We start from the raw sequence: 19,144 nt of genomic DNA, 5'->3' as shown, positions 1-19,144 counted from the left end.
CCGGACACCACGATCAGCGTTCCGGCGACGTCGCCCTCGACAACCAGCGGAACGACAACAACGCTGTGCAGGGAACACGGGCCCTGGAGCTCGCAGCCGAGCTTGCGGTGGTCGACGTGTTCCTTGTGGCAGTTGTTGATGGCACGGGCGACCGTGTCGCGGAGGTACTCGTAGTGGTCGTTCGCGCCGCCGTCCCACGACAGGACGGTGCCTTCCTCGTCGGTGATGGCGACCGCGACGCACCGCAGCATCTCGCGCAGGTGGGGCGTGGCCTTGTTCGCCGCTTCCTCCGTCAATCCCGCGCGGAGGTCGCTCGACGCCCTGGACATGCGGTCGAGCATGTCCATCACAGCATCCTCCACGGAGGTGCTGACTCGTCGAGCGCGGCAAAGCATCACGAAGAGGCCCAGAACGGCCAGGGTCGCGATGACACCGAGCACGGCGCGCTCGGTCAACAGGTCGCCCACAAGGCACATGCTCTGCTGTCGTGGACCCCGATAGCAAGAGGCGCGCCCGGCGTACCCCCGTACGGTCCACCGTTCCGGGTAGACATCCGATGAATTTGGGGAGAGGGTGTGCCCGTGAAAGTGGCCCTGTTCGCGACCTGCCTGACCGACACGTTCTTCCCGTCGACCGCACGTGCCGTGGTGCGTCTGCTGGAACGCCTCGGCTGTTCGGTGGACTTCCCCCTCGACCAGACGTGCTGCGGGCAGATGCACTTCAACACCGGCTATCGGGAACTCTCGAAGCCTCTCGCCCGCAAGTACACCGACGTCTTCGGCGGCTACGACTTCGTGGTTGCGCCATCCGGGTCATGCGCGGGCATGGTGCGGGAGATCCACCCCACGCTGGGTGAGGCCCCGCCGCGCACGTTCGAGCTCGCGGAGTTCCTGGTCGACGTGCTCGGCGTGACGGACGTGGGCGCGTGGTTCCCCCACCGGGTCACCTACCACCCCACGTGCCACTCGCTGCGCATGCTCGGGGTGGGCGACAAGCCGTTGGCGCTGCTCAGGGCGGTCAAGGGCCTCGATCTGGTGGAACTGCCGGACGCGACGCAGTGCTGCGGCTTCGGCGGCACGTTCGCGGTGAAGAACGCCGAGACGTCCACGGCGATGCTCGCGGACAAGATGCGGTGCGTGCTCGACACCGGTGCCGAGGTCCTTTCGGCCGGTGACAACTCCTGTCTCATGCACATCGGCGGCGGCCTCTCGCGGCTGCGCGCGGGCGTGCGGCCGGTGCACCTGGCGGAGATCCTGGCTTCGACGGAGGAGGACCCGTGGCGCGCAACCCCGTGACGTGGCTGGGCAGCCCGACGTTCCCGAAGGCCGCGCACAAGGCGTTGGCGGACACCCAGCTGCGCCAGAACCTGCGCAAGGCCACCGGGACCATCCGCGGTCGCCGGGCCGCCGCAGTCGCCGAGATGACCGACTGGGAACAGCTCAGGGTCGCCGGCGAGCAGATCAAGGACGACGTGCTGGCGCGCCTCGACACCCTGCTCGTGCAGCTGGAGGAGTCGGTGACGGCTCGCGGCGGCGTCGTCCACTGGGCACGGGACGCCGCCGAGGCGAACCGGATCGTGCTCGACCTCTGCCGTGCCGAGAACACCACCGAGGTCGTGAAGGTCAAGTCCATGGCCACGGCCGAGATCGCGCTGAACGAGGCCCTGGAGGCCGGTGGGGTGCACGCGATCGAGACCGACCTCGCCGAGCTGATCGTGCAGCTCGGCGACGACCGGCCGTCGCACATCCTGGTGCCCGCGATCCACCGCAACCGCTCGGAGATCCGCGAGATCTTCCAGCGCCGCATGGGGGTCGAGGTGTCGGACGAGCCGGCGGACCTCGCCGAGGCCGCGCGGGTGTACCTGCGCGAGAAGTTCCTCACGACCAAGGTCGCGGTGTCCGGCGCGAACTTCGCCGTCGCCGACACCGGCTCGATCGTCGTGCTGGAGTCCGAGGGCAACGGCCGGATGTGCCTGACGCTGCCGGAAACCCTGATCACCGTGATGGGCATCGAGAAGCTCGTGCCGACGTGGCAGGACCTGGAGGTCTTCCTCCAGCTGCTGCCCCGCTCGTCCACCGCGGAACGGATGAACCCGTACACGTCGGTGTGGACCGGCGTGACGCCCGGCGACGGACCGCAGAAGTTCCACCTGGTGCTCATCGACAACGGCCGGACGGCGACGCTGAAGGACTCCGTCGGACGGCAGGCGTTGCGCTGCATCCGGTGCTCGGCGTGCCTCAACGTCTGCCCGGTCTACGAACGCACCGGCGGTCAGTCGTACGGCTCGGTCTACCCCGGCCCGATCGGCGCGATCCTGACGCCGCAGCTGGTCGGTGACATGCACGACCCGCAGGCGGCCTCACTTCCTTACGCCTCTTCGCTGTGCGGCGCGTGCTTCGAGGTCTGCCCGGTGCGCATCGACATCCCGTCGGTCCTCACGCACCTGCGCGCCGAGGCCGTGGAGGCCAAGGGACGCACGGCGGAGTCGATCGCGATGGCCGCCGCCGCGTGGACGTTCGCCTCGGCCTCCCGCTACGAGAAGGCGCAGAAAGCCGGTTCCCTGGCCCGTTTCCTGGCCAGGGACGGGAAGATCACGTGGCTGCCGTGGCCGGGTTCGAAGTGGACGTCCTCACGGGACGTGCCCGCGCCCCCGCAAGAGTCGTTCCGCGCCTGGTGGAGGAAGAACCGTGGCTAGCGCACGAGAAGAGATCCTCCAACGCATCCGCGACGCGCGAGTCACCCCGGCCCCGCCCGTGGTGCGCGGCTACCTCGCCGAGGGACCCGGCGGCGTCGAGCTGTTCGCCGAGCGGGTCGCCGACTACCGCGCGGTCGTGCACGTGGTGTCGAACGTGCCCGAAGCGCTGGAACGGTTGGTGGGCAAGCGGATCGTGGCTCCCGCCGGCGTGCCGGAGGAGTGGCTCGTCGACGGCGTCACGTGGTTGCGCGAGCCGTTGTCGATCGAGGAGCTGGACGGGGCGGACGGCGTGCTGACCGGGTGCGCGGTCGCGATCGCGGACACCGGCACGATCGTCCTCGACGGCGGTGAGGCGCAGGGCCGTCGCGCGCTGACGCTGCTGCCCGACTACCACCTGTGCGTGGTGCGGGCGGACCAGATCGCCGGGTCGGTGCCGGAAGCGTTGGCACGACTGGAACCCACGCGGCCGCTGACGTTCATCAGCGGCCCGTCGGCGACGAGCGACATCGAGCTCAACCGGGTGGAGGGCGTCCACGGCCCCCGCACGCTGGAGGTTCTGATCGTCGACTACCGAGGTTGAACAGTCAGGTTCACACCGGCGTACCGCCTCCTGTTGTTTGGCGCGAAAAGCACGTTCGGGCGATCTATCGGCCCGAACGTGCTTTTCCCGCCAAACGCAACACGGGGCGCGAGGTTCGGCGGAGCCGGTAAAGCAGCGGTTATTTGAGCAGGCGGGACAACCGGCGGTCGGCCAGCGGCTTGCCGCCGGTCTGGCACGTCGGGCAGTACTGGAACGCCTTGTCCGCGAACGACACCTCGCGCACCGTGTCGCCGCAGACGGGACAGGGCAGCCCGGTGCGCGCGTGCACCCGCAGGCCCGACCGCTTCTCGCCCTTGAGCCGGGCGGCGTCCTGGCCGACCGACCGCGCCACGGCGTCGGTGAGCGTGCTGATCATGGCCTCGTGCAGCCGGTCCAGCTGCTCCTCGTCGAGCTTGCCCGTCGTCGCGTACGGCGAGAGGCGGGCCATGTGCATGATCTCGTCGGAGTAGGCGTTGCCGATGCCCGCGATCAGGCCCTGGTCGGTCAGCGCGGTCTTGAGCCGTTCCGTCCGCTTGGCGAACAGGTCCTCCAGCTGCGTGCGGGTGATCCCCAACGCGTCCGGGCCCAGCCTGGCGATGCTCGCGATGGTCATCGGATCGCGCACGATCCACGCCGCGAGCCCCTTCTTCGTCCCGGCTTCCGTCAGGTCGAAGCCCGGCCCCTGACCGGGTGGCCCGAGGTGCACGCGCAGGGCGAGGGGGCCGCGGCCCTGCTTGGGCGGCGGCGCGGACATGGTGTCCGCCCAGCGCAGCCACCCGGCGCGGGCGAGGTGGACGACCAGGTGGAGGCCGTCCGCGACCTCCAGGTCCAGGTGCTTGCCGTGCCGGTGCGCGGCCACGACCTCCTGGCCGTGCAGCGCCGTCCACGGCGGGTCGAACGTCTTGAGGACCTGCAGTGACGCCACGTCGACGCGGTGCACCGTGCGGCCGACCGCGTTCTCACGCAGGTGGTGGACCAGTGCTTCTACCTCGGGTAGCTCGGGCACCGGTCCAGTGTCGCATCAGTCGACGGGTTGCAGCGGGCCCTCGACGTCGGGCAGCGAGTGCATCTCGATCGTGCGAGCCACCCGCGAGGCCTCCTGGCGGACCGCCATCGGGCCCCTGACCTGCCCGATCCACCGCTCGGGCGGCAGCTCGTCGGCCGTGGCCTTGCTCTCCGCGACCAGCGTGTGCGGCCGGCGCAGCGCCCAGCGGACGGGGAAGAAGGCGAACAGGAAGATCAACGCGAGGATCAGCCACGCGGGCACCACGACCTGCTCGGGCGTCCAGGCGATCAGCACGACCACCATGACGACCAGCATCCCGGCCATCATGATGCCGGGCAGGGCGCCACCGCTGACGTCGTGCTCGAAGTCGTCGGACTCCACCGGGTTGCGCCACTCGATGCGGCTGTGGACAGTCCACATCCGCCCGTCCGCACCGCGCACCAGCCGCGTCATGTCCCCGTCTCCCACGCTAGTTCGGGTTCTAGGACAAACCGTACCCAACGCGGGCCGAGCCTTGTGGGTGAACTCGGCCGAGCTTGATCGTCACCGTCAGTTCTTGGTGCCGGGCTTCGTCGGGTAGAGCATGACCGTCGTCTCGGTCGTCCGCGGCGTCGAACAGGTGACGGACGACGGCGACGGCGCCCCGGACGACGAGGACTGCGCGTTCAGCGACTTCACGTTCTGCGACGTCGTGGACACCGTGCTGACCGCCGAAGAGCCGGACGACTGGGCCACCGGCAACGCGCGCTCGACCGGGGGTTCCCTGCGCTGCTCCTGGGACGGCGGCGCCTGGGACGTCGTCTTGCGCACCGTCTCCAGCTGCTGCCCGCCGCCGGGGTTCACCAGGTTGTCCTGCGGCTTCACCTGCTGCTGGACCTGTGGCTGCGGCGCGACCACGAGCTCCTGGCTGTGGCTGGAACTGGCCGAACCGGACGTGTTCAGGGCGATCACCGGGTGCTGGTCCGGCTGCAGCACGGCCACGCCCGGCCCGCCGTTGAACACGGCGGCCACCGTCCCGAACAGGCCGATCGTCGCGACACTCGCCGCGGCGAGCGCCATCTTGGTCTTGCTGATCAGCAGCTTCCCGGCGAACGAGAGCCCCAGCGTCGACGGAACGATCAGGAACGCCGCGTTCGCCCGCAGCGTCGCGCAGACCTCGTTCAGCTCGGCGTGGAGCTGCGAGCAGGACGAACAGGTGTCGAGGTGGGCGCGGATCCGGCGTTCCTCGACGCCCTGGACCCCACCCGCGGTGTACGTGCCGAGCTTGGAACGGATCGCAGCGCACGACGACCGCCCGTCGTCGGCGGCGAGGTGCGCCTGCAGGTACGCCGCACGGAGACCCTCACGCGCGCGGCGAGCCAACGCCGACATGGCGTTCGGCGAAAGACCGAAGTGCGGTGCCACGGTGGCGGGACGCTCGCCCTCCACCTCGACGCGCCACAGCACGACCCGCCAGCGTTCGGGCAGGCTGGAGAAGGCTCTGGTGATGAGGTTGTGCTCGACCCGGCGGTTCGCGTTGTCCCCCACGGGCTCGACGCGGCGACCCAGCTCCTCGTCCTCCACCGGCACGTCCCGGCGCCGGCCGCTCCACTCCCACGCGACGCGGCGAGCGACGGTCAGGAGGTACGTGCGGACGTGGTCGGTCGGACCGCTGCCCCGGCGGATCGCCTGCAGCATGCGGAAGAACGCCTCAGCCGTGAGGTCGTCGGCCTCAGCCGCCTCACGCACGTGCCTGAGCGAGAAGCGGCGAATCGCCTCCGCATGCCGGGAGAACAGTTCGCCGTAGGCCGAGTCGTCTCCCTCGCGCACTCTGGCGAGCAGGTCCCGGTCGACCTCGTTCTCGTCGACCATCACAGGCTTCAACATGCCACAAGGGGCCAGAACTGCTCCTCGATGAGAACAGGTCGATACACAAGACCATCCGTTCGTAGTGGGCCGAACAGCGCAAAGCGATCGGTGACGAGACGGTCACATGTGGGCGTCGGACGGTCGGCCGAAGAAGATCGAGCGACTATCGTCACGGGCGTGGTGGACTGGCGGGAACGAGCTTCGGCCCTCGTGCCGGAACTTCGTGCTGTCGCCGAGACCGAGGAGTGGTCCTGCCACGTCTTCTTCTCCGAACTGTCGCAGCTCGCGATGGAAGCGCACCGCGAGCAGGACGACGACGTGCTGCGCCGCGCGTACGGCTTCGCGCACTGGTGCTTCCACCAGCAGGAGCAGTTCCTGGAGAACGCGGCGTTGATCAGCTTCTACGAGCACGTGTTCGACGACTGGGACCTTCGCGAGGAGGTCGCGGCGTGGCTGCCGTGCGACGTGCTGCCCAAGGTTCGCGCCCTGTGGGAGTGGCGCTGGCCGAAGGAGCAGTTGGACGAGGTAGATCAACTGTTGGCGGGTTTGCAGCCCCCCGGTCGAGACGCCGTTTGAGCCTCCTGTATAGTTCTCTCCCGTAAGGCAGTGCGGATGTAGCGCAGTTGGTAGCGCATCACCTTGCCAAGGTGAGGGTCGCGAGTTCGAGTCTCGTCATCCGCTCTCGAAGAAGGCCGGTGTCCAATGGGCACCGGCCTTCTTCGTGTTCAGCGAACCGCCGGTCCGACGGTGAGCGTGCCCGCGTCGGCGTCCAACTCCGCAACCGGTCCCAGGGGTGTGGACAGCGAGTCGTCGCCGTGGCCGACGTCGATGCCACCGATCACCGGCATCCCCAGGACCTCCAACCGGTCCCGCAGCACGTCGACCACGTTCCAGCCGCGGTCGACGTGGTCCTCGAACCCCGGGAACCGGCCGAGCGCCACCCCGCGCAGTCCCCTCAGCGAACCCGATCGCATGAGTTGCGTCAGCTGGCGGTCGACGTGACCGAGCCCGACCGCACGCGGCGCTTCCACGAACAGGATCGCGCCGTCCAGATCGGGCAGTCCGGCGCCGACGGACCAGGCGATCGTGCCGAGATGCCCGCCGACGAGGGTGCCCGTGGCCACACCCGCCACCCGGACGGCCGCTGTGAGCGATTCAGGGTCCCGGTGCAGCACGGTGGGTTCGGTCTCCATCAACAACGACCGCGTCGCGGAGGCCGAACGTGCGCCGGACAGGAAGCCGTGGATCCCCGCGACCCGGCAGTGCCGCCACAACGCCAGGTGCAGATTGGTGATGTCGCTGAACCCGACCAGCGGCTTGGGGTCGGCCCGCACCGCCGCGAAGTCGATGCCGTCAGCGATGCGGTACGCACCCGCGCCGCCCGTCGTGGCGATCACCGCGCGCACTGCGGGGTCGCGGTAGGCGTCGTTGAGGTCGGCCAGCCGGTCCTCGTCCCGGCCGGCCATGTAGCCGTGGCGGTCCATCGCGTGCTTTCCGACCTCGACGACCAGCCCCCAGCCCTCGAGCCACCGCACGGACTCGGCGAGCACCTCCTCACTCGGGAAACTCGCCGGCGAAACGAGACGGACCCGGTCTCCTGCACGAACACGCTGGGGCAGCACGACGTCCACCCCGCCGACTGTGCCAGTCCCGGGGTGATCTCCGCGCCAACCCGTGAAAGGGTGGTCGGTGTCCGCTCGAATCAAGGCGTTCGAGCTCGTGCGAGAAGGACTTGGAGACCATGGCAGTCACCCAATCGGCAAGCGCGCACTGGGAAGGCTCTCTCATCGAGGGCAAGGGCAACGTCAACCTCGACACGTCCAAGAGCGGCAGCTTCGACATCGACTGGAAGGCGCGTGCCGAGGAGGCCGGCGCCAAGACCAGCCCGGAGGAGCTCATCGCCGCGGCGCACTCGTCCTGCTTCTCCATGGCGCTCTCCCACGGCCTGACCGGTGCCGGCACGCCGCCCACCTCCATCGACACCAACGCCAAGGTGACCTTCGTCGCCGGCCAGGGCATCTCGGCCATTCACCTGACCGTGCGCGCCAACGTTCCGGGTCTCACCCAGGAGGCCTTCGTCGAGGCCGCCGAGGGCGCCAAGGCGAACTGCCCGGTGTCCAAGGCGCTCGCGGCCGTCGAGAACATCACGCTGGACGCCGCCCTGGTCTGAACCGCAGTGCCGCGGGCCCGTGACTGATCAGGTGCCTGCGGTAGCGCACGTCGCCGGGCTGCTCGATCACCTCGTACGAGCGGTCGAGCAGCTCTTCGGCGACGATGCGGCCCTCCAGCCGCGCCAGGCCGGCGCCGAGGCAGTAGTGCGGGCCGTGGCCGAAGCCCAGATGTGCGGGCACGGACGGCCTGCCGGGGTCGAAGTCCTCGGTGAACACGCGCGGGTCGCGGTTGCCCGCCGCGTAGTCGAGGAACAGGTGGTCGCCCTCGGCGATCTTGACCCCGCCCATCGTCACCGGGCAGGTCGCCGTCCGGAAGAAGCCGATGAACGGCGCGTCGAGCCGCACCACCTCCTCCACCACGCCGCCCAGCCGGCGTTCTCGCCGGTCGAGTCGCAGCAGCGCGCTGGACAGCATGTTCGTCGTCGAGTCGGTGCCGGCGACGACGACCGCCAGGCACAGCGACAGCCGTTCCTGCTCGGAGAGCTGACCGCCCTTGAACGCGGTGGAGCGCCCGAAGTAGGCGCAGAACTCGTTCATCCCGGCGAAGTAGGACCCGAGCACCCGTTCGCTGATCTCCTCGCCGCTGGTCAGTTCCAGCACGGGCGCCACGAACTCGCGGAACAGCGGGAAGTCCCGTTCCGGCACACCGAGCACGTCCGCGACCACGCCCAGCGCGAACGGCGCGGCGAACTCGCTCACGAAGTCCGCTTCCTCCGGCAGGTCGTCGAGCAACGCCCGTGCGCGCTCTCTAATTGGATCAGCCATTCGGCGCACGGCCATTTGAGTGAATTTCTGGTTCGCCGCGGAACGAATTCGGGCGTGCCGGGTTCCGTCCGCCGCGTTGAGCGATGACATCAATTCCAGCAATCGCCGCTGCTCGGGCGGCAGCAGCGCGGACACGGCCGCAACCTGCGGTCCTGCCATGTTCCGGGAGGAGAACGTCACCGGATCAGCCAACACCGCACGTAGATCGGCATACGCGGTCACGCGCTGGGCGTTGATTCTCGGGTCGAATTCCATTGCGATATCTTGGCGCGGTTCCAGCCTTTGTCGGGGGCTGACGACAGGACGAAAATCGTGATCATCCGGCTGCTCGGACCGCTCGAACTCACCGGACCGAACGGAGCAGTCCAGCTCGGCAGTGCGGGACAGCGGACGCTCGTGGCCCGCCTCGCCCTGAAGCCGGGGGAGACGGTGCCGAGAAGCGCGCTCGTGGACGCGCTCTGGTCGGATGAAGCGCCGCCCACGGCCACGAAGACCCTGCACAGCCTTCTCGCACGGCTGCGCGGGCAGATCCGGGACGCCGGGCTCGGTGAGCTGATCACCACCCGTGAACCCGGTTACGTGCTGAACGCGTCCGCAGACACCGTTGACGTCGCACGGTTCGAAGCGCTCGTCGCAGCAGCACGGCAGAGCGACGGGCCGTTGGAGTCCGCCAAGCTGCTGCGCGAAGCCCTCGCGTTGTGGACGGGTGATCCGCTGGCCGACTGCCGTCCGGGTGAGTGGACGCGTCAGGAGTCCATGCGCCTCGTCGAGCTGCGGATGGACGCGACCGAGGACCTGATGGAGGCCTCGCTGGAGCTCGGTGAGCACGCCGCGGTGGCACCGCTGGTGAACTCGCTGGTCGACCAGCACCCGTTCCGCGAACGGCTGTGGGAACAGCTGATGATCGCACTCTACCGCTGTGGCCGTCAGGCCGAGTCGCTGGCCGCGTTCCAGCGGGCCCGCGGCGTCCTGGTCAACGAGCTGGGCATCGAGCCCAGCCCCAGGCTGCGGGATCTCGAACAGGCGGTGCTGACCGCCGATCCACGTCTTGACCTGCCCGAACGCACTCCGGTCGTGGTGCGCGGCAACCTGCCGGCCGACCGGTCCAGCTTCGTCGACCGCCCGGAGACCGCGCACGTGGCGGAGTTGATCAGGGAGCACCGGCTGGTCACGTTGATCGGCGTCGGTGGCGTGGGCAAGACGCGCCTCGCGATGCACGTGGCACGTGGTGAGCACCCGCCGGACGGTGTGTGGCTCGTCGAGCTGGCGGCGTTGCGCGACCGGGCGCTGGTCCCGCACACCGTGGCCGAGGCGCTGGGCGTGGTCGACCAGACCGGACGCGGGCAGCTGACCGTGCTCACCGAGTTCCTCGCCGACCGGGACGCGTTGCTGGTGCTGGACAACTGCGAACACGTCGTCGACCACTGCGCAGTGCTGGTCGACACGCTGCTGCGTGTGGCGCCAAAGCTCCGTGTCATCGCCACGTCCCGGCGCGCGCTACGCGTCTATGGCGAGCAGGTGCTGTCCGTCGCGCCGTTGTCTGTGCCGTACCCGGCGGCGACGTTGTTCGCCCAACGAGCAGACGCGGCGGTACCCGGCTCGTTCGTCATCACGGGCGCGAACGAGCAGGCCGTCGCGAACCTGTGCCGGCGGCTGGACGGCATCCCGCTCGCGATCGAGATGGCCGCGTTGCGGGTGCGCGCGCTGACGCCGGCACAGCTGCTGGAACGGCTGGACGACCGGTTCCGGGTGCTGACCGACGGCGGCCGGACCGCGCTGCCGCAGCACCAGACCCTGATCGCCACGATGGACTGGAGCTTCGACCTCTGCTCGCCGCGCGAGCAGCTGCTCTGGGCGCGGGCGTCGGTCTTCGCCGGCAGCTTCGACCTGCCTGCGGCCGAAGCGGTGTGCTCGGACGACTCGCTGACCGCCGACTACATGTTCGACGCGGTCGACGGGCTGGTCGACAAGTCCGTGCTGCTGCGGGAAGAACATGGAGGCGTGGCGCGCTATCGGCTGCTGGAAACCATGAGGCAGTACGGGCAGACGCGGTTGCGTGCGGGCGACGACGAGCCACGGCTGAAGGCGCGCCATCGTGACTGGTACGCACGCATTGCCGAACAAGGCGAACGGGCCTGGTTCACACCACGGCAGTCCGCGACCGTCGAGGCGATGACGGCCGAACGCGGCAACCTGCGTGCCGCGCTGGAGTACTCGTTGACGACCCCCGGCCAGGCCGACGCGGGCCTGCGACTCGCGGGGACGCTGTGGTTCTACTGGGTCGGCTGCGGCCGGTTCGCCGAGGGACGGCACTGGCTGAACTGGGCGCTGTCGCTCGAGACGGAGCCGTCGCGGGCGCGGTGCAAGGCCCTGTGGGTCGCCGGGTACGTGGCGACGTTGCAGGGCAACACCTCCGCGGTGCCGGCGTTGCTGGAGGGGTGCCGCGCCGAGGCCGCGTTGCTGGACGACACGGACGCCGACGCCTACGCGACCTACGTGCAGGGTGCGGCGGCGGTGTTCGACGACGACCTGTCGCTGGGCGCGTCACTGCTGCGCGAGGCCGACCGCCGGCACGCCGAGCTGGGGCACCTCGACAGCAACGTGATCATGGCTCGGGTGGCGCTGGCGATCACCGTGGCGTTCAGCGGCGATTTCGACCGGGCGGCGGCGCTGTGCACCGAGGCCCGTTCCGTGTGTGAGGAGCACGGTGAGCTGTGGGCGCGCGCGTACGCGTTGTACGTCCTCGCTTTCGTCGCAATGGGACGCGGTGATGTCGCCCAGGCCCGTGAGCTGGCTACTTCTTCGTTGCGCATCAAGGAGAAGTTCAACGACCTGCTCGGCATCGCGGTGTCGGTGGAGCTGCTGGCGTTGATCTCGGTGGTCACCGGGTCCGCGACGCACGCCGCGCTGCTGCTGGGCGGGGCCGACCGGGTGTGGCAGTCGGTCGGGCTGCCGCTGTTCGGTTCGGCGAACTTCGCCGCGTCGCACGACCAGTGCGTGGCGCTGTGCCGGCAGGCCCTGGGCGAAGAGGCCTACGACGAGCACTTCGCACGGGGCAGCGCGATGACCGTGGCCGCCGTGGTCGCGGCCGCGCAGTCGTGACGCAGGCTCGGCGCAACCGGCCGCGAGCACGCTGGGACGAATGAGGACCAGCGTGCGCACACCCGACGCGGAGACCGTCGAGGAAGTGCTGAAACTCGCGGCGCGGGCACCGTCGTTCGGCATCGTCCCGCCCTGGCGGTGGCGATCGGGCAACGAGTGCCTGGAGCTCCTGACGACCCGCACCGACCAGACGTCTTTGCTCGCGTGCGGCGCGGTCCTGCACCACGTGCGGGTCGCGCTGTCGGCGATGGGCTGGGACTGCCACGTGCTGCGGTCCCCCGGCCCCGACGGCCAGGTCGCGTCGGTGCACCCGCGCTGGGAGCTGGACCCGTTCTCCTGCGAGGTGGCGTCCGCGGCGGCGATCTCGCTGCGCCGGGCCGACCCGCGTCCCTTCCTGGCCGACGAGGTGCCCGACTCGGCCCTGACGTGGCTGCTGCACGCCGCCCGCGCCGAGAGCTGCGACCTGGAACTGATCGCGCGACGCAACGGCGTGCTGGTCCGGCTGATCGGGCACGATCCGCTGCGGCTGGGCGAGGCGGTGAGCTCGGTGCTGCTGGCGTCGACCGTGTGGGGCCTGGCGTCGCAGGCGTTGCTGCACGAGGGCGAGGTGCTCGTGCGCGTGGGCTGGCAGTCGCCCAATGCCGAACCGTTGCCTCAGTCGGCACGCTAGCTCTTCCCAGGGCAGGGACCATGGGGGCGTGGACCGCGACCGCACGCTCGCGCACCTGAGCGACGACGACTGGCTGAGACCCGACTCGTCGTCCACCCAGCTCTACCGGGACCTGTGCGCACTGCGCGACCTGCCCGTGGGACAGCTGACCCCGACGTCGCTGCACCTGCTGGTGACGCATCAGGTGGGCCTGGACGTGACGGTGCCGCTGGCGCTGGAACACGTCGAGCGGGACCCGCTGCGATCGGTCGCGCTCTACCCCGGCGACCTGCTCGCCGCTCTACTGAGAGTAGATCCCTCGTTCTGGACCGATCACCCAGCGTTGCTGTCCAGAATGTCCGCTTTGCTCGACCGCCTGCGCACGTTGCCCGACGGCGACTGGCAGTTGCTGGTCTCCGCGGCCGAACAGTTCCCGGGTTAGGCGCGCGTTAGGCGTCTCTTTGCCGCGAGCTGAGTTCCTAGGACCATGCCCAAGACTCTCGCGGCCGCCGGCCTCACGCTGGCCTCCCTCGCCGCCACCGCCGTGTTCTTCTCCCCCGTGGCCTCTGCCGAGACCTGCAAGGCTTCCTACTACACCGGCGGCGGCACGACCGCCAGCGGCGAGCGCTTCGACCCCAACAAGCTGACGGCCGCGCACAAGACCCTGCCGTTCGGCACCAAGGTCAAAGTGAAGAACCGCTCCAACAACAAGACCGTGACCGTGCGGATCAACGACCGCGGCCCGTTCATCACCGGCCGCTGCATCGACCTGACCCCGAAGGCCTTCAAGGCGATCGCGCCGTTGTCACAGGGCGTGGTCGGCGTGACCGTTACGAAGGTTTAGTTGAGTATAAAACCATCGTTTTGCTTGACCCAATCGAGTGAACGAGATAGTCAATCCGAGTGTTGGCGGCGATGAGTGGGCCGGGTCGGCTCGCAACCGGGGCGCTTCTGGGTGCTGTCGTCGCCGCGTTTTACGTGCTCGCACCGCATGTCGGATCGCTCGCGTCGGGCGATCCGACACCGCCGGGAGCCGACCAACCGGCCCGCGTTTCGCTCATCAACACCCCTTCGTTGATCCCGACCGAAACGAACGTTCCGTCACTGACCGTGTCGTCCACCTCGTCGTCCGCACCGTCTTCTTCTTCCAAGACAACGACAACGACGACGACCACGACGACCGCCCCGGCCGTGACAACAACAACCCAGGCGCCACCGCCCGCGGCCACGACGACCACGAGGCCGCGCCCCACCACCACGACCACGACCACGAGGCCGTGCGGACTCATCTTCTGCTGATGCAGTAAGGGTTCTTGGTGGTTCCGAAGAAGCCCCCACCTGCGGTTTGTTGCGCCCGAACCACACCGCACCGCAGATGCACGGGTGTGTCTCGCCACAACCAGGTCACGACTTGAGAGGCCCGCACGAAGGCATTACAGGGCACGGGCACAATGTCCGAGTCCATGTTCGCGCGGAAGGGGGTGCCAGGGGTGACCTGGCAAGACGAGCTGCAGAAGCTCGACAACGAACTCGCCTCTGGTCGGATCTCGGCTGACGACTACCGTCGGCGCCGGGACGAGATTCTCTCCGGTTCTGCGGGTGGTGCGCCCGCGCAGAGTCCTCAGCAGGCGCCGTTCGCTCCCCCGTTCAAGTGGGAGGCGAAGCCGCCGAGCGCGTCGAACTCGGACGCCACTCAGGTGGTCCCGAACCAGATGCCGCCGCAGCAGCAGCCCCAGCAGAACCACAACCCGGACGCCACTCAGGTGGTGAACACCCAGAACCGTTCCTCCGACGCCGAGCGCACGCAGTTCGTCGCGCCCGTCGCGCCGCAGCAGGGCTGGGGTCCCGGCCCGCAGCAGCAACAGCAGGCCGCCGCCCCGCCGCCGTGGATCGGTGGCGACTTCGACGCGATCAACCAGCCCTCGCCCGGCTGGAGCCACGGTCCCGAGGTCTTCGACGAGTCCGGTGGCGGCGGCGGCAAGGGCAAGATCATCGGCATCGTCCTCGCCGTGCTCCTGCTGGCGGGTCTCGGTTTCGGCGCGTACTGGCTGTGGGGCCGCGGCGGCGCCGACCCCAACGCCGGGCCGACCAACTCCGCAACGTCGACCAGCACGACGCCCAGCGCTCCGCCCGACCCGCTGCCCGCCGGCAAGCTGCCCGGCAAGGTGTCGGAGAACAAGCAGGTCAAGGACTTCACACCGGTTCCGACGCTGAAGTACCTGCTGGACAGCGAGATCCTGTCCTACAACGTCGCGGGTGCCGGCAAGACGAAGCTCGTCCAGTTCACGCTGGACGACGGCTCCAAGGGCATCCTGCTGATCGTCCAGGCCAAGGACGCGGCTGCCGCGAAGACCGCGGCCAAGGAGCTGCACGACATCCAGATCAACAACGGCATGACCGAGGCGACCGGGCTGCCCGGCGGGGTCCTGGCCGGCAACCTGGACGCGAAGGGTCAGGAGCTTGCGCGCGTGCGTGGTCACTACAGCAGCAAGGACCTGATCGTCCGTCTCGACATGACGTCGAAGACGCTCGCCGACGCGCAGAAGAACTTCAAGGAGTCCCTCGACGCGCAGCTGAAGGCCCTGTCTGCCGATGAGTGACCAGCACCGGGTCACCGCCTGCACGGTGGTGGCCCGGAACTACCTGCCCGCCGCCCGCGTCCTCGCGACCTCCTACCTCAAGCACCACCCCGGCCACGGTTTCGTGATCGCGGTGATCGACGCCGCGTGGAACGAGGCCGACGACACCAACGACTGGAAGATCGTCGGCCCCGGCACTACCGGGATCGACCAGGACGACTACTTCCGGATGGCGACGGCCTACTCGGTCACCGAGCTGGCCACCGCCGTCAAGCCGTACCTGTTGCGAGAGCTGCGCAAGACCAGCGACGTCGTCATGTACATCGACCCGGACATCGAGGTCTTCGCCCCGATGCCGGAGCTCGAGGAGCTGGCGACCGCGCACGGCATCGTGCTGACGCCGCACTTCCTCCAGCCGTTGCCCCGTGACGGCAAGGAGCCGAGCGAGGCCGCGATCATGGGGTCCGGCATCTTCAACCTCGGCTTCGTCGCGACGGGTCCCGGTTCGGAGGCATTCCTCGACTTCTGGGCAGAACGCCTGCGCCACGACGCGATCGTCGCGCCGCACCGGCAGCTCTTCACCGACCAGCGGTGGGTCGACCAGGTGCCGGCGCTGTTCCCGAACACCGTGCTGCGCGACCCCGGATTCAACGTCGCGTACTGGAACGTCCACGAACGCCCGGTGCGCGAAGAGGACGGCACGTTCACCGCGGGCGGGAAACCGTTGCGGTTCTTCCACTACAGCGGTTACCGGCCCGAACGCCCGTGGATTCTGACGAGCCACGCGCCGTTCCGTCCTCGTGTGCTGCTGTCCGAACATCCAGTCGTGCGGCAGCTGTGCGACTCGTACGGCGCGAAGCTGAAGGCGAACGGTTACGCGCAGACGCTGGAGTCGATCCCTTACGGCTTCGCGAAGGCCGCGGACGGCACCAAGATCACCCCGGCGATGCGGACGCTCTTCCGCGACGCGTGGGTGAAGGCGGAGCGCAAGAAGAAGGACCCGCCATCGCACGCGTTCGACGCCGAGCACCACGCGGCGTTGAAGGAGTGGCTGACCGCGCTGCCGGAGAACGCGCCGAAGGACAGCGGGCTCAACCGGCTCGCCCTTGCGGTGTGGGAGTCGCGCGCCGATCTGCAGATGGCGTTCCCGCACCCGCACGGCGCGGACGCCGAGGGTTTCCGCTCGTGGTGCCGCACCAGCGGCATTCGCGAGGAGGCTCTGCCCGTGTGGGCGCTGCCGACCGAACCCCGTGAGCTCACCGAGCCCGAGGACGAGTTCGGCGTCAACGTCGTCGGCTACCTGACTGCCGAGCTCGGCGTCGGCGAGATGGCCAGGATCGTGCACGACGCGATCGACGAGAGCGGTGTTCCCGTCGTGTCCGTCGTCGAGGACGAGCTGGTCTCCAACCGCAGGGGTCTCGACCAGCCGGACACGGTCGGCGAGCCGCGCTTCCCCGTCAGCCTGCTGTGCGTGAACGCCGACCAGACCAAGGTCGTGCTGCGGCACCGTCCGCAGGTCGGCCACGACCGCTACCGGATCGGCCTGTGGGCGTGGGAGCTCGAGGACTTCCCCGAGCACATGCACGCGGCGTTCCGCGAGGTTGACGAGGTGTGGACGGTCAGCGACTTCTGCCGTGAAGCGCTTGCCAAGCACTCGCCAGTGCCGGTCAAGACGATCCCCGTGCCGGTCCGCGACCCCGGTGAGCCGGACCGCCGGCCGAGCGCGAAGCAGGTCCGGTTCCTGTTCGCGTTCGACTTCGCGAGCATCGGTGAGCGCAAGAACCCGTGGGGTGTCGTCGAGGCGTTCCAGCGTGCGTTCGAGGGTCGGGACGACGTCCGACTCGTACTGAAGGCGATCAACGGCGCGAAGCACCCGCACACCGCCGAGAAGCTGCGCGTGCGGATCACGGATGACGACCGGATCGAGCTCATCGAGCGGTATCTGACCGTCTCCGAGCTCGACGACCTGTACGCGACGAGCACCGCTTACGTGTCGTTGCACCGCAGTGAGGGTTTCGGCCTGACCGTCGCCGAGGCGATGGCGCGCGCGCTGCCGGTCATCTCGACGGACTACTCCAGCACCACGGAGTTCCTCGACGAGAGCAGCGGCTGGCCGGTGCCCTACGAGCTGGTCCCGGTCGGCAAGGGCAACTACCCGTACCCGGAGGACTCGCTCTGGGCCGAGCCCGACCTCGACGCCGCCGCCGCCGCGATGCGCGAGGTCGCGGACAACCCGGCCGAGGCGGCCCGGCGCGGACGTGCGGCACGGGCACACGTGCTGCGCACCAGGTCGATGCGCACTGCGGCGAAGTGGGTGCGCGAACAGCTCGAAGCCGCGTACCAGAGCTGGAAGTCGCCGCACGTCACGGCTTCCGGTCAGCAGGTCGACGACCCGTTGCGACCATTGCGCGACTCCCGCCAGGCGTTGCTGTGGCGGGCAGAGGCGAACACGGCTTCGCGGATTCCGCTCGCACCGGTGCTGCGGCGCGCGGTGCTGCGCTCGATCGACCATTACGACGTGCACCAGCGCAAGGTGCTCGGCGCGGTCGTCGACGGCGTGGAGGGCACGCTCGGTGCCATGATGGCCCGGCTGGAAGCGGTCGAACGGAACACCGAGCGCCTCACGATCGTCGAGCACGAGGTGTCCGAGATCGCCGACCAGGGTCGCGAGCTCGGGCAGGACCTGGTCAGGATCGACAAGACCCTGGCCGACCTGGCCGAAGACCGCGAACGGGACCGCGAGGAGCAACTCGCCTCCGCCCTCGACGAGCGCCTGACGAAGCTCTGGGAACGACTGGAAGCGAGCGACCGCAAGACGTTCGAGATGTTCGCCGCCCGCGACCGCAGGCTGGACGACGACGAGATGCGGTTCGCGCACGTGGTCGAGGACGTCGCGGCGGTGTACCAGGTGCAACGCCTGCGGCACGCGCCGGTGCCGACGGACGCCGACGTGGTCGTGTGCGACGCGGGCACGTTGATCATGCCCAAGGACGGAGTGGTGCTGCCGTGGCTGGCACACCACCGCTCGTGGGAGCCCGGCGAGGCCGACCTCATGGCCGAGCTGGTCGGTGACGGCACGTTCCTCGACATCGGCGCGCACGTCGGCTATCACACGCTGCGGCTGCTCCAGCGCACGTCGGGCATGGCGGGCGCGGTCGCGGTCGAGGCCAGCCCCGCCAACGTCGAGTACCTGCGGCGCAACCTCTCGGTGAACATCGGCGACAAGGCTCCGGTCACCGTGCTGCCGATGGCGGCGTGGGACACCGACGGTGAAATCCGCCTGGTTCAGGAGGAGCAGGACAACAGCGGCGACTACCGGGCGCACGACGCCTCCGACACGACGGCGGGCGGTGTGGTGATCCCCGCGGTCCGGCTCGACGGGCGCGACGAGGTGACGGCACACCGGATCTCGCTGGTGAAGATCGACCTCCAGGGTCGTGACCACCGCGCGCTCAACGGGCTCACCGCCGTGCTGGAACGGGACCGGCCGCACGTCGTGTGCGAGTTCGACCCGCGGGCGATCGAGGAGCTCGGCGACGATCCGGCTGAGGTGCTCGCCGGCTACCGCAAGCTCGGCTACGACCCGGCGCCGGTCCGGGAGAACGGCACCGCCGGTGGCGATCACACGGACGCGGACCTGATCGACGAGGCCCGCAACTCCGAGTCCGGGTTCGCGACGTTGTGGCTGCGACCCAGCTCACCTGGGCAAAGTTAGGAAATCTGGCGCAACCACCTGCGACAATCGACGG

17 protein-coding genes, 1 tRNA gene and 1 pseudogene are annotated in these 19,144 nt (G+C 69.2%); 12 read left to right on the top strand and 7 right to left on the bottom strand.

Annotation, left to right across the window (positions count from 1 at the left end; all coding sequences use genetic code 11):
* A pseudogene (locus tag ACFOWZ_RS14905) lies at positions 1 to 476 on the bottom strand (sensor histidine kinase); the annotation flags it as partial.
* 111 nt (positions 477 to 587) lie between these two features.
* Here ACFOWZ_RS14905 and ACFOWZ_RS14900 point away from each other — a divergent pair.
* The 3 genes from ACFOWZ_RS14900 to ACFOWZ_RS14890 are packed head-to-tail and all read left to right on the top strand — an operon-like array spanning position 588 to position 3,275.
* A complete protein-coding gene (locus tag ACFOWZ_RS14900; protein ID WP_382372702.1) occupies positions 588 to 1,295 on the top strand; it encodes a (Fe-S)-binding protein in 708 nt (235 codons plus the stop codon).
* The gene (locus tag ACFOWZ_RS14895; RefSeq protein ID WP_382372597.1) at positions 1,277 to 2,695 is read left to right on the top strand and encodes a LutB/LldF family L-lactate oxidation iron-sulfur protein; all 1,419 of its coding nucleotides are present in this window, start codon (positions 1,277 to 1,279) and stop codon (positions 2,693 to 2,695) included. Before ACFOWZ_RS14900 ends, ACFOWZ_RS14895 begins: the two co-directional genes overlap by 19 nt.
* Positions 2,688 to 3,275 carry a LutC/YkgG family protein gene (locus ACFOWZ_RS14890; protein WP_382372595.1) on the top strand — a complete coding sequence of 196 codons (588 nt, stop codon included), beginning with the start codon at positions 2,688 to 2,690 and terminating at the stop codon, positions 3,273 to 3,275. Before ACFOWZ_RS14895 ends, ACFOWZ_RS14890 begins: the two co-directional genes overlap by 8 nt.
* Before the next feature lie 139 nt (positions 3,276 to 3,414).
* Here the strand turns inward: ACFOWZ_RS14890 and ACFOWZ_RS14885 are convergent, their stop codons facing one another.
* From ACFOWZ_RS14885 to ACFOWZ_RS14875, 3 genes are all read right to left on the bottom strand, one after another.
* Entirely contained in the window at positions 3,415 to 4,281 is an 867-nt protein-coding gene (locus ACFOWZ_RS14885; RefSeq protein ID WP_382372593.1) for an Fpg/Nei family DNA glycosylase, read from the bottom strand.
* 15 nt (positions 4,282 to 4,296) lie between these two features.
* Positions 4,297 to 4,734 (bottom strand): hypothetical protein, encoded by a 438-nt coding sequence (locus tag ACFOWZ_RS14880; RefSeq protein ID WP_030465552.1) that lies wholly within the window; start codon positions 4,732 to 4,734, stop codon positions 4,297 to 4,299.
* A 96-nt stretch (positions 4,735 to 4,830) separates the two neighbouring features.
* A complete protein-coding gene (locus ACFOWZ_RS14875; RefSeq protein ID WP_382372590.1) occupies positions 4,831 to 6,147 on the bottom strand; it encodes a sigma-70 family RNA polymerase sigma factor in 1,317 nt (438 codons plus the stop codon).
* Between the two features lie 159 nt (positions 6,148 to 6,306).
* Between ACFOWZ_RS14875 and ACFOWZ_RS14870 the strand changes: the two genes are divergently transcribed.
* Both ACFOWZ_RS14870 and ACFOWZ_RS14865 read left to right on the top strand, forming a co-directional pair.
* Entirely contained in the window at positions 6,307 to 6,705 is a 399-nt protein-coding gene (locus ACFOWZ_RS14870) for a DUF7674 family protein (protein WP_382372588.1), read from the top strand.
* A gap of 32 nt (positions 6,706 to 6,737) precedes the next feature.
* A tRNA-Gly gene (locus ACFOWZ_RS14865) sits at positions 6,738 to 6,810 on the top strand.
* A 44-nt stretch (positions 6,811 to 6,854) separates the two neighbouring features.
* Here ACFOWZ_RS14865 and ACFOWZ_RS14860 read toward each other — a convergent pair.
* Positions 6,855 to 7,760, bottom strand: coding sequence for a S66 peptidase family protein (locus ACFOWZ_RS14860; RefSeq protein WP_382372586.1), 906 nt, complete (start codon positions 7,758 to 7,760; stop codon positions 6,855 to 6,857).
* Between the two features lie 110 nt (positions 7,761 to 7,870).
* On the opposite strand from ACFOWZ_RS14860, the gene ACFOWZ_RS14855 reads away from it, so the two are divergent.
* A complete protein-coding gene (locus ACFOWZ_RS14855; protein WP_382372584.1) occupies positions 7,871 to 8,299 on the top strand; it encodes an OsmC family peroxiredoxin in 429 nt (142 codons plus the stop codon).
* Here ACFOWZ_RS14855 and ACFOWZ_RS14850 read toward each other — a convergent pair.
* Positions 8,274 to 9,320 (bottom strand): cytochrome P450, encoded by a 1,047-nt coding sequence (locus tag ACFOWZ_RS14850; RefSeq protein ID WP_382372582.1) that lies wholly within the window; start codon positions 9,318 to 9,320, stop codon positions 8,274 to 8,276. The two genes, ACFOWZ_RS14855 and ACFOWZ_RS14850, sit on opposite strands and share 26 nt — an antisense overlap.
* 57 nt (positions 9,321 to 9,377) lie before the next feature.
* Here ACFOWZ_RS14850 and ACFOWZ_RS14845 point away from each other — a divergent pair, with 57 nt between their 5' ends.
* Genes ACFOWZ_RS14845 through ACFOWZ_RS14830 form a run of 4 tightly spaced genes read left to right on the top strand, consistent with a single transcriptional unit; the run spans position 9,378 to position 13,660 of the window.
* The gene (locus ACFOWZ_RS14845) at positions 9,378 to 12,167 is read left to right on the top strand and encodes a BTAD domain-containing putative transcriptional regulator (RefSeq protein WP_382372580.1); all 2,790 of its coding nucleotides are present in this window, start codon (positions 9,378 to 9,380) and stop codon (positions 12,165 to 12,167) included.
* 40 nt (positions 12,168 to 12,207) lie between these two features.
* Positions 12,208 to 12,837, top strand: a complete 630-nt coding sequence (locus ACFOWZ_RS14840; RefSeq protein WP_382372578.1) for a hypothetical protein — start codon at positions 12,208 to 12,210, stop codon at positions 12,835 to 12,837.
* 28 nt (positions 12,838 to 12,865) lie between these two features.
* Positions 12,866 to 13,258, top strand: coding sequence for a contact-dependent growth inhibition system immunity protein (locus ACFOWZ_RS14835; RefSeq protein WP_382372576.1), 393 nt, complete (start codon positions 12,866 to 12,868; stop codon positions 13,256 to 13,258).
* A 45-nt stretch (positions 13,259 to 13,303) separates the two neighbouring features.
* Positions 13,304 to 13,660, top strand: a complete 357-nt coding sequence (locus ACFOWZ_RS14830; RefSeq protein WP_382372574.1) for a septal ring lytic transglycosylase RlpA family protein — start codon at positions 13,304 to 13,306, stop codon at positions 13,658 to 13,660.
* 130 nt (positions 13,661 to 13,790) lie between these two features.
* On the opposite strand, the gene ACFOWZ_RS14825 is transcribed toward ACFOWZ_RS14830, so the two are convergent.
* Positions 13,791 to 14,081, bottom strand: coding sequence for a hypothetical protein (locus ACFOWZ_RS14825; RefSeq protein WP_382372572.1), 291 nt, complete (start codon positions 14,079 to 14,081; stop codon positions 13,791 to 13,793).
* A 225-nt stretch (positions 14,082 to 14,306) separates the two neighbouring features.
* Between ACFOWZ_RS14825 and ACFOWZ_RS14820 the strand changes: the two genes are divergently transcribed.
* Together ACFOWZ_RS14820 and ACFOWZ_RS14815 are read left to right on the top strand one after the other, a co-directional pair.
* Positions 14,307 to 15,416, top strand: coding sequence for an SHOCT domain-containing protein (locus ACFOWZ_RS14820; protein ID WP_382372570.1), 1,110 nt, complete (start codon positions 14,307 to 14,309; stop codon positions 15,414 to 15,416).
* A complete protein-coding gene (locus ACFOWZ_RS14815) occupies positions 15,409 to 19,110 on the top strand; it encodes an FkbM family methyltransferase (protein ID WP_382372568.1) in 3,702 nt (1,233 codons plus the stop codon). Before ACFOWZ_RS14820 ends, ACFOWZ_RS14815 begins: the two co-directional genes overlap by 8 nt.
* Positions 19,111 to 19,144: the final 34 nt, after the last annotated feature.

This window comes from Lentzea rhizosphaerae, assembly GCF_042649515.1.
Taxonomy (GTDB): Bacteria; Actinomycetota; Actinomycetes; order Mycobacteriales; family Pseudonocardiaceae; genus Lentzea; species Lentzea aerocolonigenes.
This window is presented reverse-complemented; position numbering and strand designations above follow the sequence as displayed.